This is a genomic window from Saccharothrix hoggarensis (assembly GCF_052936025.1).
The window spans coordinates 6,847,646-6,863,245 of the sequence record NZ_CP193624.1; the positions used below are offsets into that span (position 1 = coordinate 6,847,646).

18 protein-coding genes are annotated in these 15,600 nt (G+C 73.2%); 8 read left to right on the forward strand and 10 right to left on the reverse strand.

The features are described from left to right. Positions 1-136: 136 nt before the first annotated feature. The 3 genes from deoC to ACRAKH_RS31075 are packed head-to-tail and all read left to right on the forward strand — an operon-like array spanning position 137 to position 3,391. Positions 137-1,102, forward strand: a complete 966-nt coding sequence (deoC, locus tag ACRAKH_RS31065; protein WP_380729776.1) for a deoxyribose-phosphate aldolase — start codon at positions 137-139, stop codon at positions 1,100-1,102. Then, on the forward strand, positions 1,099-2,532 hold the full coding sequence (locus tag ACRAKH_RS31070) for an aldehyde dehydrogenase family protein (protein ID WP_380729781.1): 1,434 nt from the start codon (positions 1,099-1,101) through the stop codon (positions 2,530-2,532). The genes deoC and ACRAKH_RS31070 overlap by 4 nt, the downstream gene beginning before the upstream one ends. Then, positions 2,525-3,391, forward strand: a complete 867-nt coding sequence (locus ACRAKH_RS31075; RefSeq protein WP_380729778.1) for an aldehyde dehydrogenase family protein — start codon at positions 2,525-2,527, stop codon at positions 3,389-3,391. The genes ACRAKH_RS31070 and ACRAKH_RS31075 overlap by 8 nt, the downstream gene beginning before the upstream one ends. On the opposite strand, the gene ACRAKH_RS31080 is transcribed toward ACRAKH_RS31075, so the two are convergent. From ACRAKH_RS31080 to ACRAKH_RS31125, 10 genes are all read right to left on the reverse strand, one after another. Next, complete coding sequence (locus ACRAKH_RS31080) at positions 3,388-3,957, reverse strand: hypothetical protein (RefSeq protein WP_447009464.1); 570 nt, start codon at positions 3,955-3,957, stop codon at positions 3,388-3,390. The two genes, ACRAKH_RS31075 and ACRAKH_RS31080, sit on opposite strands and share 4 nt — an antisense overlap. Beyond that, on the reverse strand, positions 3,954-5,288 hold the full coding sequence (locus ACRAKH_RS31085) for a hypothetical protein (RefSeq protein WP_380730335.1): 1,335 nt from the start codon (positions 5,286-5,288) through the stop codon (positions 3,954-3,956). The genes ACRAKH_RS31080 and ACRAKH_RS31085 overlap by 4 nt, the downstream gene beginning before the upstream one ends. Beyond that, a complete protein-coding gene (locus ACRAKH_RS31090) occupies positions 5,285-6,079 on the reverse strand; it encodes an ABC transporter ATP-binding protein (protein WP_380730337.1) in 795 nt (264 codons plus the stop codon). The genes ACRAKH_RS31085 and ACRAKH_RS31090 overlap by 4 nt, the downstream gene beginning before the upstream one ends. A gap of 14 nt (positions 6,080-6,093) precedes the next feature. Continuing rightward, positions 6,094-6,876: a zf-HC2 domain-containing protein gene (locus tag ACRAKH_RS31095; protein WP_380730339.1), complete on the reverse strand. Its 783-nt coding sequence runs from the start codon at positions 6,874-6,876 to the stop codon at positions 6,094-6,096. Further along, entirely contained in the window at positions 6,873-7,406 is a 534-nt protein-coding gene (locus ACRAKH_RS31100) for an RNA polymerase sigma factor (protein ID WP_447009465.1), read from the reverse strand. The genes ACRAKH_RS31095 and ACRAKH_RS31100 overlap by 4 nt, the downstream gene beginning before the upstream one ends. A gap of 59 nt (positions 7,407-7,465) precedes the next feature. After that, positions 7,466-7,810 (reverse strand): SRPBCC family protein, encoded by a 345-nt coding sequence (locus ACRAKH_RS31105; protein ID WP_380725223.1) that lies wholly within the window; start codon positions 7,808-7,810, stop codon positions 7,466-7,468. A 16-nt stretch (positions 7,811-7,826) separates the two neighbouring features. Further along, the gene (locus ACRAKH_RS31110; protein ID WP_380725225.1) at positions 7,827-8,402 is read right to left on the reverse strand and encodes a Fic/DOC family protein; all 576 of its coding nucleotides are present in this window, start codon (positions 8,400-8,402) and stop codon (positions 7,827-7,829) included. Next, the gene (locus ACRAKH_RS31115) at positions 8,402-8,989 is read right to left on the reverse strand and encodes a type II toxin-antitoxin system antitoxin SocA domain-containing protein (RefSeq protein WP_380725227.1); all 588 of its coding nucleotides are present in this window, start codon (positions 8,987-8,989) and stop codon (positions 8,402-8,404) included. The genes ACRAKH_RS31110 and ACRAKH_RS31115 overlap by 1 nt, the downstream gene beginning before the upstream one ends. 63 nt (positions 8,990-9,052) lie before the next feature. Next, entirely contained in the window at positions 9,053-10,753 is a 1,701-nt protein-coding gene (locus ACRAKH_RS31120) for a collagen-binding domain-containing protein (RefSeq protein WP_380725229.1), read from the reverse strand. A gap of 182 nt (positions 10,754-10,935) precedes the next feature. Next, positions 10,936-11,502: an SMI1/KNR4 family protein gene (locus tag ACRAKH_RS31125; protein WP_380725231.1), complete on the reverse strand. Its 567-nt coding sequence runs from the start codon at positions 11,500-11,502 to the stop codon at positions 10,936-10,938. Between the two features lie 128 nt (positions 11,503-11,630). Between ACRAKH_RS31125 and ACRAKH_RS31130 the strand changes: the two genes are divergently transcribed. The 5 genes from ACRAKH_RS31130 (at position 11,631) to ACRAKH_RS31150 (ending at position 15,512) form a co-directional block, all read left to right on the forward strand. Then, positions 11,631-11,954: a hypothetical protein gene (locus ACRAKH_RS31130; protein WP_380725233.1), complete on the forward strand. Its 324-nt coding sequence runs from the start codon at positions 11,631-11,633 to the stop codon at positions 11,952-11,954. Position 11,955: 1 nt separating this feature from the next. Then, positions 11,956-13,125, forward strand: coding sequence for a C40 family peptidase (locus ACRAKH_RS31135; RefSeq protein WP_380725235.1), 1,170 nt, complete (start codon positions 11,956-11,958; stop codon positions 13,123-13,125). A gap of 4 nt (positions 13,126-13,129) precedes the next feature. After that, entirely contained in the window at positions 13,130-13,519 is a 390-nt protein-coding gene (locus tag ACRAKH_RS31140; protein ID WP_380725237.1) for a hypothetical protein, read from the forward strand. Beyond that, positions 13,516-14,238: a hypothetical protein gene (locus ACRAKH_RS31145; protein ID WP_447009466.1), complete on the forward strand. Its 723-nt coding sequence runs from the start codon at positions 13,516-13,518 to the stop codon at positions 14,236-14,238. The genes ACRAKH_RS31140 and ACRAKH_RS31145 overlap by 4 nt, the downstream gene beginning before the upstream one ends. Positions 14,239-14,303: 65 nt before the next feature. Continuing rightward, positions 14,304-15,512, forward strand: coding sequence for a primosomal protein (locus ACRAKH_RS31150; RefSeq protein WP_380725241.1), 1,209 nt, complete (start codon positions 14,304-14,306; stop codon positions 15,510-15,512). Positions 15,513-15,600 lie beyond the last annotated feature (88 nt).

A 15,600-nucleotide genomic window follows, 5' to 3' on the forward strand; every position in this document is an offset into this window, starting at 1 on the left:
CAACTAGCCGCCGCTCACGCTTCGCTCACCCTCGCGCTCACCTCGCGCGGGTGGCCGAACGCCCCGCCGACGAACGGCCGCACCCCCGCGCCGACTCAACTAGGACGCCCGTCCCACTCCGCCTAGACTCGGCGACATGGCTGCTCCATCGACATCGCCGTCGCTGCCCCCGGCGCTCGCGGACGCCGTCCGCGACGACGCGTCGCTGCGCCGGTTCCTGCACGGACTGCCCGGTGTGGACCAGGTCGGCGTCGAACAGCGCGCGGCCGGTCTGGGCACCCGCAGCATCAAGAAGGCCGGCAAGATGTGGGCCATCGACACCGCGATCAGCATGGTCGACCTGACCACGCTGGAAGGCGCGGACACGCACGGCAAGGTGCGGTCGCTGGCGGCGAAGGCCCGCCGGCCCGACCCGGAGCGCCCCGACGTGCCGAAGGTCGCCGCCGTCTGCGTGTACCCCGACATGGTGGAGACGGCGGTCAAGGAGCTCCAGGGCACCGGCATCAACGTGGCCAGCGTCGCCACCGCGTTCCCGTCCGGCCGGTCCAGCCTGAAGGTGAAGCTGGAGGACACCGCGTTCGCGGTGGACGCGGGCGCCACCGAGATCGACATGGTGATCGACCGCGGCGCGTTCCTGTCCGGCCGCTACGGGCAGGTGTTCGACGAGATCGTGCAGGTCAAGCACGCCTGCGGGGACGCGCACCTCAAGGTCATCCTGGAGACCGGCGAGCTGGCGACCTACGACAACGTGCGCCGCGCGTCCTGGCTCGGCCTGCTCGCGGGCGGCGACTTCATCAAGACCTCCACCGGCAAGGTGTCGCCCGCCGCGACGCTGCCCGTCACGCACGTGATGCTGCAGGCCGTCCGCGACTGGCACACCCAGACGGGTGAGAGACGAGGCGTGAAGCCGGCCGGCGGCATCCGCACCACCAAGGACGCGATCAAGTACCTGGTCGCGGTGAACGAGGTGGCCGGGCCCGAGTGGCTGACCGCGGACCTGTTCCGGTTCGGCGCCTCCACGCTGCTCAACGACCTGCTGATGCAGCGGCGCACCCAGTTGGAGGGCCACTACAGCGGCCCCGATTACGTGACGGTGGACTGACCATGTGGGAATACGCGCCCGCGCCCGAGTCGCGGGACATCGCGAACCTCAAGCCGACCTACCGGATGTTCGTCGACGGCCAGTTCGTCGAGGGCGCCGGTGAGCCGCTGAAGACCGTCAACCCCGGCACGGAGGAGGTGCTGGCCGAGGTCAGCACGGCCGCGCCGGCGGACGTGGACAAGGCCGTGAAGGCCGCGCGCCGCGCCTACGACCGGGTCTGGGGCAGGATGCCCGGCTCGGAGCGCGCCAAGTACATCTTCCGGATCGCGCGGCTGATCCAGGAGCGCGGGCGGGAGCTCGCGGTGCTGGAGTCGCTGGACAACGGCAAGCCCATCAAGGAGTCGCGCGACGTGGACGTGCCCACGGCCGCCGCGCACTTCTTCTACCACGCGGGGTGGGCCGACAAGCTCGGTTACGCGGGCTACGGGCCCGACCCGAGGCCGCTGGGCGTCGCCGGCCAGGTGATCCCGTGGAACTTCCCGCTGCTGATGGCGGCGTGGAAGATCGCGCCGGCGCTGGCGTGCGGCAACACGGTGGTGCTGAAGCCCGCCGAGACGACGCCGCTGACCGCGCTGGTGCTCGCGGAGATCATCCAGCAGGCCGACCTGCCGCCCGGTGTGGTGAACATCCTCCCCGGAGCGGGTGACGTCGGCGCCGCCGTCACGTCGCACCCCGACGTCGACAAGGTCGCGTTCACCGGGTCGACCGAGGTCGGCAAGCTCATCCAGCGGCAGCTCGCCGGCACCGGCCGCAAGCTCACCCTGGAACTCGGCGGCAAGGCCGCGAACATCGTGTTCGACGACGCGCCGCTCGACCAGGCCGTCGAGGGCATCGTCAACGGCATCTTCTTCAACCAGGGCCACGTGTGCTGCGCGGGTTCCCGCCTGCTGGTGCAGGAGTCCGTGGCCGAGGAGCTGCTGGAGAAGCTGCGCGTGCGGATCTCCACGCTGCGCGTCGGCGACCCGCTGGACAAGAACACCGACGTCGGCGCGATCAACTCGCGCGAGCAGCTGACGAAGATCCAGCAGCTGGTCGAGTCCGGCGACGCCGAGGGCGCGGAGCGCTGGACGTCCGCGTGCCCGTTGCCCGACAAGGGTTTCTACTTCGCGCCGACCGTGTTCTCCAACGTGTCGCAGGCGATGCGGATCGCCCGCGAGGAGATCTTCGGGCCGGTGCTGTCGGTGCTGACGTTCCGCACGCCGGACGAGGCCGTGGCCAAGGCGAACAACACGCCGTACGGGCTGTCCGCGGGCATCTGGACCGAGAAGGGGTCCCGCATCCTGTGGGCCGCGCAGAAGATGCGCGCCGGCGTGGTGTGGGCCAACACGTTCAACCGCTTCGACCCGACCGCCCCGTTCGGCGGCTACCAGGAGTCGGGCTTCGGCCGCGAGGGCGGCCGCACCGGGCTGGAGGCCTACCTCGATGTCTGAGAACCGGATCGCGGTCGCGAAGACGTACAAGCTCTACATCGGCGGCGCGTTCCCGCGCTCGGAGTCCGGCCGGTCGTACCCGGTGGTGGACGCCAAGGGCGCGTTCCTCGCCAACGCCGCGCAGGGCTCGCGCAAGGACGCCCGCGACGCGGTGGCGGCGGCGCGCAAGGCGTTCCCGGGCTGGTCGGGCGCGACGGCGTACAACCGCGGCCAGGTGCTGTACCGGGTGGCCGAGGTGCTGGAGGGCCGGCGGGAGCAGTTCGCCGCCGAGGTCGCCGCCTGCGAGGGCGTCGCGGCGAAGAAGGCGCAGTCGCTCGTGGACGCGGCGATCGACCGCTGGGTCTGGTACGCGGGCTGGACCGACAAGGTCGCCACGGTGCTGGGCGGGGCGAACCCCGTGGCCGGGCCGTACTTCTCGTTCTCGACGCCGGAGCCGACGGGCGTGGTCGCGGTGCTCGCGCCGCAGCAGTCGTCGCTGCTGGGGCTGATCAGCGTGGTGGCGCCGGTGATCGCGACCGGCAACACCGCCGTGGTCGTCGGCTCGCAGGACCGGCCGCTGCCCGCCGTGACGCTGTCGGAGGTGCTGGCGACGTCCGACCTGCCGGGTGGCGTGGTGAACGTGCTGACCGGGCGGACGGCGGAGATCGCGCCGTGGCTGGCGTCGCACGCGGACGTGAACGCGCTGGACCTGACCGGTGCGCCGGAGGCCGCGCGGGCGGACCTGGAGCGGGCGGCGGCGGGCACGGTGAAGCGCGTGCTGCGGGCGCGTCCGGCCGAGGACTTCACCCGCGAACCCGACCTGGCCCGCCTGCGGGCGTTCCTGGAGACGAAGACGGTCTGGCACCCGATGGGCGTCTAGCGGCGGCAGCCGAACCAGCTGTAGGCGAGCAGGCCGGCGCAGCCGAGCACGACCGCGGTGGTGGTGGCGGAGGTGGTGCCGGTCGGCTGCACCGGCCACGTCAGCAGGCGGGTGAGCCAGTGGTCGCCGGTGGGTGGGACGACGAGCGTGACGCCGGCCCAGCCGACCGGCGGGGCCCAGGCGGCGCGTGCGCCGAAGAGCACCGCGCCGAGCGCCGCCAGGCCGCCGAGGCCGAGGACGTCGCGGAGCACGAAGGCGTCCGGGGCGATCGGGTCGGCGACCCGGCCGGCGGCGAGCAGCAGTGCGGCGACGATCCCGACGCCGAGCAGCAGGTGCGCGGCCCGGCGGGGCGGCCAGCCGAACGCGGCCGTGCGGTCGAGCGCCAGGTCGTGCCCGCCGAGCCCGGCCGCGACGGCGGCCACCCCGAGCGCCGCGCCGAACGCGGCGAGGTGCGGGCTGCCGTCCGGCTGGGCGAGCGCGGCGAGCACCGCCACCCCGACCACCACGGCCACCGCCGCTCCCGCCACCTGCCGCGACCGCGCGTGGAGCAGCACCCATCGCGTCACGCCGCACCTCCGGTCAGGACACCGAGGGCGTCGCCGGCGCACGCGGCCTGGACCTCGCGGGCCGATTGGACCCTCGCCGCCTGGACGGGCTCGGGCAACGTGCGCAGGTGCGCCCACGCCCGCTCGGTCAGCGCGTCGATCTCCTCCCCCAACCACAGGCGGAACGAGGGCAGCGGCTCGACGCGGCCCGTCAGCCACGCCGTCATCACCGTGCGCGCCGCCACCTCCCGGCCCACCTCACGGGGGATGCGGTCGCTGTAGCACGTCCGCGTGCCCGCGCCGGCCACCAGGTACGCCGTCAGCTGCTCGGGCGTCGGGGGTTCACGGCGGAAGTAGGTGAAGTCGTCCAGGCTCACCCACACGGCCTCCGTCGACTCCGGCCCGCGCTCCGGGTTGCCCCGCACCGCGGCCGCCACCTCCCGCACCGACGTCGGCGGTGACGGCAGCTTCGCCAGCAGGCGCAACGCCTCCCGCGCGGGTCCGGCCAACGCCGCCCGCTCGTGCTCGTGCGCCCGCGTCAGGCACAGTTGCTCCGCGCACACCAGCTCCGCCGCCACCTCGTCCCGCGCCGTCGCCGACGCCGGCATCAACGGCGCCGCGACCGCACCGGCCACCAGCACGGGCAGCAGCCCCGCCCACCGCCGCCGCGACGCCACCAGCAGGAACCCCGTCAGCGCCACCCCGGTGAACCACAGCAGCTGCACCGCGCTCACCGGTCCCGGCACCGACGCGTACACCGTCACCGGCATCGGCAACGACGGGAGCAGCAGCGTCCAGCGGAGCGTGTCCTCCCCCGTCGGGCCCAGCCCGAGGGTCATCAGCGCCATCCCGCCGACCGCCAGCAGCGGCGGCGTCAACAGGGACGGCACGAGCCTGGCCAGCCCCATGCCCAGCGCCGCCGCGGCCACCAGGGCCACCACACCCACCACCGCGACCGGCAGCCAGCGGAGGTGGAAGTAGTCCGTCGCCGACACGACCTGCGCCGCGCCGACCGCGAGCACCACCGCGTACGCCGCGACCAGCGCCGCCGCCAACGCCCCGAGCGTCCACCCCACCCGCTGGGCACGGGGCCGCGGCGTGGAGCCGAACAGCTCCTCCACCCCGGACCGCCGGTCCCGCAGGCCCTGCAACGCCCCACCGCCCAGCACCAGCGGCCAGGCGATCATGAGCATGAACCGGACCCACTCGGCCATCGTCGACCACTGCCGTGACCAGGCGGCGCTGTTCTTCATCGACGGACCCCATTGCAGCATGCCCACCACGACGAGCACCGTGAGCGCGCCGAGGACCAGCGCCGCGGTCCGCCTGAGCTCGATCCCGAGAATCCTCACCACTCACCCGCCCCACCGAGCAGGGCCGAGTAGCCGCGTTCGAGCGGGCTGTCGCCGACGTCGCCGGGCCCACCCGCGGCGGCCAGGTCGTCGGGCGTGCCCTGGAACACCAGCCGGCCCTTGTTGATCAGCACCACGTCCGTGCACGCCGCCGCGACGTCCTCGACCAGGTGCGTCGACACGACCACGCACGAGTCGGAACCCAGTTCCTGCAACAACTCCCGGAACCGGACCCGTTGACCGGGGTCGAGCCCGGCGGTCGGCTCGTCGAGCAGCAGCACCTCCGGGTCGTTCACGATCGCCTGCGCGATGCCCGCCCGCCGCACCATGCCGCCGGACAGCGTCTTCAGCCGGGAGTCGGCGCGATCGGCCAGCCCGACCCGCTCCACGGCCCGCTGCACCGCGCCGGGCACGTCCCGCTTCGGCATCTCCTTCAGCCACGCCACGTACTCGACGAACTCGCGCACCGTGAACCGCTTGTAGTAGCCGAAGTCCTGCGGCAGGTAGCCCAGCGACCGACGCACCCGGCGCAGGTCGGGCCGCCCCGACACCGACGAGCCGAGCACCGACAACGTCCCGGACGCGGGCCGCACCACGGTCGCCAGCGACCGGATCAACGTGGTCTTCCCCGCGCCGTTCGGCCCGAGCAGCCCGTGCACCCCCGTGCCGAGCCGCAGGTCCAGCCCGTCCACCGCCATCGTGCGACCCGCGCGCACGCGCAGGCCCCGCGCCTCGACCTGCCAGGCGTACCCCGTCGGCGCGACCTCCGCCGCGCTCACCGCACGTGCCATCTGCTTCCCCTCCATCACAGGCGCGCGTAGGCCGCGGACCTGAAGAACACGGCGGCGGCGCACCCCACGAGCACCGCCGCCCAGACCGGCGCCGCGGCCGGCGTCAGCACACCGGGCTCGCCGCCGACGACCACCGCCGGACCGATCACCAGCACCGTCCAGGACGTGGCGGTGACGACGGCGGCCCGGCGCACCCCGATCACGCCGCCCAGCGCCAGGGTCGCGGACGTGACGGCCAGGCACGGCAGCAGCCAGTACGCGGGCGACGCGCCGGTCGCCCAGCCGCCGAGCAGCAACCCGGGCAGCACGACCGCCAGCACCGCGAGCGTGCGGCGCAGCACCAGCTGCAGCCCGGCCCGGGGCGTGGACACCACCAGCTCGTGCGCCGGGTCCATGCCGCGCGACCAGGCCGCGACCACACCCAGGACGGGCACGACCGGCGCGATCAACAGCACCGCGGACGACGTCGAGCGCCCGGACAGCAGGCCGTCCAGCGCCAGCGCCGCCAGGACCGCGAACGCCGTCATCGCCAGCCACGGCAGCAACGACGGCGTGGCCCACCGGACGAACCGACGTCGTCGGCCCGCCGGCGCGCCGGCCCGCGTCGCGGTCGGCTCCAACCCCGCCCACACGGCCGCCGTCAGTACCGTGACCTGCGGCGGAGCCGCGTCGGCCAGCCGCAGACGGCACGTCTGGCACGCCTCCAGGTGCGCCTCGACCGCCCACAGCACGTCGGCGGGCAGGTCGTCACCCGACGCGTACCGGGCGATCGAGTCGGCCTTCGGGTGCTCGCTCATGACAGTGCCTCCCGCATCGCGATCCGGGCGCGCCGGACGCGGGTCTTGACGGTGCCCTCGGGCACCCCGAGCAGCACCGCGGTCTCCCGCACGGTCAGCCCGTCCAGCACCATCGCCTGCAACACCTGCCGCAGCTCCGGCGCGAGGTCGCGCAACGCGCCGCCGACGTCGTCGCTCAACGCGCCCGCCAGGACCTCGTCCTCGGCGGCGGGCGCGGCGGCGGGCGCGGCCTCGACCGCGGGCAGCGGCCGGGCCTGGCGCGCGCGCTTGCGGAACGCGTCGACCAGCCGCCGCGCCGCGATCGTCCACAGCCACCCGACCGCCGTGCCGTCGACCGCCGCGCCCGCGAACGACCCCGCCGCACGCCACACCGCCAGGTAGGTCTCCTGCATGACCTCGGCCACGACCTGCTCGTCGGCACACCGGCGGCGCAGGCGCACGGCCAGCCACGGCGACGTGCGGCGGTAGAGCTCCTCGAAGGCCGCGCGGTCGCCACGGGCCACGGCGCGGACCAGCTGGTCCTCGTTCACACCCGGCAAGACGCCCCGTTCACGGGAAAGGTTCTCACCGCAGAGTGACGTGCATCACATCAGTACCAGGTGTCCTGCTCCGAGGCGGCCTTGACGTCGGCTTCGGCGGTGGCCCGGTGCACCACGGCCGCGAGCGCCTCCTCCAGCTCCCGCTGCACGTCACCGGGTTCCTCGGTGGCCACGGCGATCGTCACCTCGCTGCGGCCCGCGCCGGCGTCGACGACCGTCAGCTCACCCCGGTAGCCGCCCTCCTCCCAGGACACGCGCCGGCGGTCGTGGTCGACGCGGGGGGTGGAGCCGGACAAACCGGGCAGGTGCTGGGGCAGGCTCCCGGGCCGCGACAGGAAGTCGAACAGCTCTCCCGCGGCCATCTCGACCGGTGCCCGGTGCTCGTAGCTGGTCATGGCCACGGGTACCCGGTCAGGCCGGGGTCAAGACCGTGTCGAACAGGTCGCGCAACGCGTCATCCGACCGGGTGAGGCTCTGCTCGCACGCGTCGATGAACGCGGTCCTGTCCAGCGTGTGCACGGCGACCTTCCAGCCCGCCTCCCGCGCCAACTGCCGGAAGAACGCCCGTTGCGCGCGCCCGTTGCCCTCCCGGAACGGGTGCACGGCGTTGACCTCGGCGAAGTAGTGCGCGAACCGGTCCAGGAACGCCTCACGCGGCAGGCCGCGCAGGTAGCGCTCCCTCCTCAGACCGTCGAACACGCCGGTCGCGTAGGGCTCGACCTGCTGCCACGCGGCGAACAACGCCGACTTGCCGATGTTGACCCGCCGGAGCTCACCGGCCCACGGGTAGAAGTCGCCGAAGATGCGGCGGTGGAAGGCACGCAGGTGGGCCAAGTCGTACAGGCCGGGCAGCGGCGCCATCGCGAGCTGTTCGACGCGCATCGTGCTCAGCCGCGTCTCGGCGAAGTCGCACTCGGCCGGGTCGGTCAGGCCCAGGTTGTTGCGCAGCACCCCGGACGCGGGGTCCAGGTAGGGGTCTTCGTCCACTACCGGCGCAGCGCCTCGATCTCCCGGGCGATCGCCTCGTCCACGGTCAGCTCCCCCGCCGCGACGGCACGCATGGTGGCCACCACGTCGTTCGGCACGGCCAAGCCCTCCAGCCGGGCGCTGCCGACGGCCTCGGCGATCGCTTCCTCGCCACCGCTCGTCAGCCTGCGGAAGTAGCGGGCCATCACCTCGTGCGAGAGGGGCGCGCTGCTCGGCTCCGACTCGGGCAGGTCACCGCGCGCCGAGCGCCACGGCTCCTCGTCGTGCGCCATGTCGCTCAACTGGTGCCGGGTGAAGTGGCCGTACCGCTCGACCACCGACGCGACGACCGCGCACTCACGTCCGGTGAGCCTGCCCGGATCGCCCTCTTCCCACGCGCAGACCTCGGACCGGCCCTGGTGGCGGTAGTAGACCTCGGGCACCACGGGACCTCGCCGCCACGCCTCGATCCGGGCGTCGAACAGCGGCTCGCCGTGCTCGGCGAGGTGCCACGCCTGGGCGTAGTAGAGCAGCTTCTGCAGCTTCATCGGCGACTCGGGCCCGGTGGCGTCGAGCACGGCCGCGGCCACGTCGTGGACGTCCGCCATGCCACCTCCCGCGAGTGCTCTGAGCTGCGACTACCAGTCTACCGGAGATCGCGGGCCGGTGGGTCAGCTCCGACGGTCGCGCAGCCTGGTCAGGGCCAGTGCGGCGGCGCCGGTCAGCAGCAGGAGGCCGCCGAGGGCCAGGGTGCCGCGGATCGGGGCTCCGGTGTCGGCCAGGTCGTCATCGCCCGGTTGGCCGGGGTGGGTCGGGTGGACGTCGCTCGGCCGACTCGTGGTCCCGCTGGTCGCGCCGCTGGTCGTCGTGCCGGTGGTGACGCCGGTCGTCGTAGTCCCGGTGGTGGTCCCGGTAGTGGTCCCGGTCGTCGTGGTGGCGCTCGTCGTGGTGGCGCTCGTCGTCGTGGCGGTGGTGTCGGTCGTCGTGGTGGTCGGCTCGGTGGTGGTCGTGGGCTGCGTCGTGGTTGTCGTCGGCCGCGTCGTGGTGGTCGTTGTGGGCTGCTGCGTGGTGGTCGTTGTGGGCTGCGTCGTGGTGGTCGGCTCGGTCGTGGTGGTGGGTTGTTGGGTTGTCGTCGTAGTGGTGCTCGTGGTGGTGGGCTCGGTCGTAGTGGTCGTCGTGGTGGTCGTCGTAGTGGGTTCGGTTGTGGTGGTGGTCGGCTCGGTGGTTGTCGTTGTTGTGGTGGTCGTTGTTGTGGTGGTCGTTGTCGTAGTGGTGGTTGTTGTGGTCGTGGTGGTGGGGCTCGTGCAGGTGGTGACGATGTTGTCGAACGGGGCGTAGTGGATCTCGCCGCCGCTGCCGCCCGTCGCGCCGCCCGCCTCGAGCGCCTTGACCACCACGGCGCCTTCGATGTTGGACGAGCTGAGGTCGACCAGGGTGGCGTTCGGCGCGTAGATCGTGCCCCAGACCGTGGGCGAGTTCGGCGGCAGCGTGATCGTCCCCGAGGTGGTGAAGTTCCACAGCACGTGCTGCGACGGCTCGTTGCCCTGCCAGCTCGGGTTCGGCGGGTCGAAGGTGTAGTCGCCGGACACGTCGACGTTGATGATCAACCACGCCTGGTCGCCGGGCTGGAGGTAGCCGTTGCGCGGGTTGATGTTGTCCAGCGTGCTGATCTGCTCGGGGGTCAGGGTCAGCACGTTCTGGCCCGGCTGGAGGCCGAGGGTGGCGTTGGGGTCGGCGCCGTTCCACGGGCCCTGGCCGTTCTGGTCGGTCAACGTCACGGTGGACGGGCACGCGAACATCTCCGCGTTGAGGCTCCGGTAGGTCGCGAACAGCGACGCGAAGTCGAACCCGCTCGCGCCCGCGACCGACTCGGCGGGCTGCGAGGTCTGGATCGACACGCCCGGTGAGGTGTTCGGGCCCGCGCCGTCCGGCACGACCCACGTCACGCCGCCGGACGGGATCACATCGGCGCCCGTCAGGTCACCGATCTTGGCGTAGGAGTTGTTCAGGACGCTGAGCGTGCCCGTGCTCCCGGCGAAGTCGATCGCACCGCCCACGACGAAGCTGGTCGGCTGGGTGTCAGGGGCCAGGACGTAGGTGCCGGGGTTGTTGGGCCCCACGTTGTACTGGCGGAAGCGGACGTCGCCGCCCACGGCGACCGGGCCTTCCGTCTCGTTCTCGTACAGCCCGGCGTCGCCCTCGACCAGCACCAGGAACCCGTGGCTCGGATCGGCGTACACGTCGTTCGGCGCGACCGGCCGCACGGGGTTCACCTCGGCCTGGAGCCTCGGCTGCGCATTCGGCGCCCACGCGATCGCGACGACGGCGAGAACGACGGCAGCGCCTACCGCGCCAATGCGACTGATCTGCATGTCCGGCTCCTGGTGAGGTCGACCTTGACACCCATCCAGCAGCCAAGAGCAACTTCCCGGACCCGACACCTCGGCACGCCCGGATTTCACCCACCGGAGTGATCACCGCGCGAGTCCTGCGTTCAGCACGCGCATGTCCTGCGTTCAGAACACCCGAGTTCAACGCCCAGGACGAACCTTCACTAGTTCGTGCGCCAGCCCAGGCGGCCGTCGGTCGTGACGAGCGGTTCGCAGTGGCCGAGCCTGCCGCGGTGCTCCAGGGCCGTGGCGACCTGGTCCAGCATCTCGTCCAGGCTGGTCCACTCGGGCTTCAGCACCTCGCCCGCCTCGCGGTCCCACTCGACCACGCACCCGGACAGCACGCCCGGCCTCAGGTCGACCGCCAACGCGTCGCCGCACCCGTCGAACGCGATCGGCAGCCACATCGGGTGGAAGCCGGACGTCGCCGTGCCCGCCTCCGTGTCGAGGTCCGCGGGCCAGAACCGCTCCTTCAACCGCCACGAGCGCAACGAGTTGGACGGGCCGAGCGGGGTGTAGAACGGCGGCAGCACCTCGGCGAACGCCAGGTCCGCGGTGCCGCCGCAGACGGCCCACCACGCGCGGAGCTCGTCCGGCGGCTCCAGCCCGCTCGCGTGCGCCAGCGCCTCGACGGCGGCGTTGCCCTCCGGGGGGATGAACGCCGAACCGGTCAAGGGGGCGTGGTGGTCGAGCCACGCCACGATCCGCTCCCAATGGCGCAAAACACCCACCACCACATGATCAGGTGCCGTCGCCTCCGGTGGTACCGCCCATCGGGGCAGGATCTGGCCGAACGCCGCACATCGCGGTTCCCGATGGGGCAGGATCGCGGTCGCACGGCACCAAGAGGGGGACTCGGGTGGAACAGGGTTTCGGCGTCGACACCGCGGCGCTGTCGGCGTACGGCAGCGCGGCGTCGGGTCTGGCGAGCGAGGTCGGCGCGGTCGGCACGTCCACGTTGGCGGGCACGACGTCGTTGGCCTCGGGCAGCTTCGGCAGGGTCGGGGACGAGGTCGGGCTGGGCGCGGCGTTCCAGGCCGCGGCACAGGCCCAAGTGGACGGTGTGGCCGCCGCGTCGGCGGGGCTGGCGGCGTTCGCGACCGCCGTGCGGCAGACCGGCGAGGCGTACGTGGAGCAGGAGGCACGCAACAGCGCCGACCTCGACCGGGCCTACCGGGTCTGACGTGGACGTCGGCGGATTCCTGGCGGGCCTGGTCCAGCCCATGAAGGACCACCTGGCCAAGCTGGAGGGCGACACGGGCGGCGCGACGAGCGCGGCCGACGCGTTCGGGCGGGCCTCCTCGGCGTTGACGGAGATCGACGGCAGGCACACGGGCGCGGCGAACGCGGCGTTGGCGAACTGGTACGGCGAGAAGGCGAACGCGTTCCAGGCGCGCGTCTCGACGTTCTCGGGCGGCGTGGGCACGTTGGCGCGCAACGCGACGGCCACCCGGGAGGCCGCCACGACGGCGGTCGACGCGGTGAACTCCGGCAAGACCGCGATCCAGGGCCTGATCGACGAGTTCACCGGCTGGGCGTGGCCCCGGTTGGCGGCGGCCGCGGCGTCGTCGGTGTTCGGCGGGATCGGCGCCGTGCTCGCGGTGGCGGCCGAGGTGACCGCGAAGGCGCGCGAGTACGAGGGCCGGACCGGTCAGGAGTTGGACAAGGTCCGCACCGCGCTGACCGACGTCGCCACGCGGCTGCGGGGCTTGCAGCACCCCGACTTCGCCGGGCTCGGCGACCCGTTGGGCGCGGAGGGCGGCGGCACCACGTCCACGTCTTCGGCGTCGTCCGCGTCGTCCACGAGTGGTGACGGCGGGAACCAGTCGTCGTCCGGTGGCGGTGGTGGCGCCGGCGGTGGCGGAGGGGGCGGAGGGGGCGGCGGTGGCGGAGGAGGCGGTGGCGGCGGCGGTGCCGTCGGTCCACGCCTGCCGGTCGCCATCCCGCCGCAGCCCGGCACCGGCGTCGGCGTAAACCTGCCGGACGGCAGTTCCGCCGAAGCGCCGAACGAGACCGCCGCGCGGGCGGTGCGCAACGCGCTGTCCGCGCTGGGCACCCCGTACGTGTGGGGCGGCGCGAACCCGCCGCAGGGCACGGACTGCAGCGGCCTCACCCAGTGGGCGTACGGGGGCGGCGGGTTCGACATCCCGCGGCCCGCGTCGTCGCAGGCGATGGGCGCGTCCGTGCCGCCGGACCAGCTGCTGCCCGGCGACCTGGTGGTGTGGGACGGGCACGTGGCGATGGTGATCGGCAACGGGCAGATGGTGGAGGCGGGCGACCCGGTGCAGGTCAACCCGATCCGCACCAGCAACAGCGGCATGGGCTTCATGGGTTTCTACCGACCGACGGGCTGAGGACGTGGACGAGGCGGAGCGGGCGGCCCAGCGGGTCGCGGACACCGAGCGGCGGATTTCCGAGCACGTGGCGCGCACCGGGCCCGTGCTCGGTCGGGCGTCGTCCCCGGACGGCGCGGTCACGGTCGTCACGGCGCCCGGCGGGCCACCGCGGGAGGTGCGGGTGTCGCCGGCGGCGTTGACGATGGGACCGCGGGCGTTGGCGGACGAGATCCTGCGCGTGTCGGCGCGGGCGTCCCGCGACGCCGCGTCCCGCCTGCACCGGACGCTGGAACGGGTGGCCGACCCGGCGGCGGTGCGGGCGTTGGCGGAGATCGGGTTCGAGCCCGGCCCGGACGACGGGTCCGACGACGACGGGTTCGGCGGCGGCTCGTACCTGAGGAGTTCGCGGTGACGCAGGAGGAACGGCTCGCGGCGGCCGAAGGCCTGACCGAGGTCCTGGCCCGGACCACCGGCGCCGCCGACCACCCGACCGGCCTGGCGCGGGCCACCGCGACCGCGACGGGTGAGCTGACGTCGCTCGACCTGCACCCGAACGCGCTGGCGCAGGGCGCGGACGCGATCGGCAGGCTGGTCGTCGAGACGGCCCGGCTGGCGACCGACGCGGCCGTGCAGAAGAGCTACAACGAATTGGCCAAGTCGCTCGGCGACAGCATGGCCATGACGGTGGAGGCGTTCGCCGGCCCTCCGCCGCTGCGCGCCGCGCGGTCGACGGGCGCCGCCCATCCCGGCTGGTCCGCACCACAGCCGTTCGCCGGACAGCGGCCTCCCGAACCCGCCAGGCCCGGCCCGCACTTGAACGCGCAACCGGGCCGACCCGCCGCGCCACCGCGCCCGGCCGACCCCGGACGACCCGGCACTCCGCGCCACCCCGTCGAGCCGAACCGGCCCGGCCCTGCCCACCAGCAGGGCAGTTTCGGCTGGTCAGGGGCCCAGCCACGGCCCGCGCACCCGTCACCCGCCGAGCCCGGGACCACCGCCACCGGCCCCACCGGACAGCCCGCGCCACCGTGGGCGGGGCAGCAGGGGAACCGTCCCGCGCCCCGTCCGGAGCCCGAGGAAACGGACGACGACGACTACTTCGCCGACCCATTCCGTGGTCAACGGCAGTAGCGCGTGATCGACCCCGTACTCTTGCCCCCGCATCGCAAAGGGGCATGGCGTGACCGGGAGGTCGGATGGCACAGGACATCGTCCCGATCGAGCTGGGGCTCACCCAGGGTGATGTGGTCACCCTGTGGGCCCCGCGCTGGCGGGAAGAGGGCGAGGAGTGGGAAGCATTCCTCGGCCACGAGGAGGACCTGTACGCGTTCCCCGATGCCGCGCACCTGGCGGCGTTCGTGCGCAAGGCCGAGGAGCACGACCTGACCGACCACCCGGCGTGGCACGTGGTGCCCGCGCTGTCGGTCGGTGAGCTGTCGCCGGACGACAACCACCAGTTCGACCTGGTCGGCGTGCCGGAGCTGGTCGCCGAGGAGCCCGACACCTGGGTCATCGGCGAGCTGGCCGACGTGGTGTCGATCGTGCGGTCGCTGGCGGACGTGTGCGACCTCGAGAAGGTGCACGAGATCCTCGACTCGGCGGAGGGCTTCTCGCTACTCCCGCAGGGCACGCTGCCGTTCACCGGCCGCGAGGGTCAGGCGCTGTGGACCGAGATCGCCGAGGTCGTCGCCGAGAAGTGGGACGAGGTGCTCGACGCGATCGACGAGGTGATCACCACCCCGGAGGTCGACGAGACCGCGCTCCAGGCCGCGCAGGAGGAGATGGCCGCGTTCGAGGAGGCCAACGCCGCGGCGGCCGACACCGAGGACGAGGACGACGAGGACGGCGAGGAGCCGGTCGGCTTCTGGGGCGAGGTCGGCATCGACCCGATCAAGATCATCAGCGGGGCGGGCGAGTACTACACGCTGCGCTGCTACCTCGACGACCAGCCGGTGTTCCTCGGCCGCAAGGGCAAGATCGACGTGTTCACGTCGCCGCGCGCCCTGGCCCGGTTCATCGTGGAGGCCGACGACAACGACCTGGCCGAGGTGTCGACCTGGGGCGAGCTGGTCACCAAGGCGACCGGCGGCGACCTGGACGTCCAGGTCGACCCGGACAACGTCTACGTGCTCACCGGCCTGGACGAGGACATCGCCGACGGCCCGGACGCGGTCGACCCCACGCAGCTCGACCTGGTCGTGGAGCTGCTGGAGGACACCGGCGAGTGGGCGAACGACGACACCGTGAAGGTGGCGCTGAACCAGTCCGAGCGGCTGGGCTGGCTGGTGTCGTACGTGCTGAAGCCCGACCCCACGCGGTTGGCCCCGAGCGCGCCGTTCGACGACGAGCAGGTGGCGTGGCGGAACCTCGTCGCGGCGTTCGAGGACCGGCTGAAGGTGCACTAGCCGTCGTGCGCCGGTCGTCGTGCCGCTGAGCGCGCACGGCAAGGACAGCAAGACAAGAGGTCGCGGGCCCCGTCGGAGCCCGCGACCT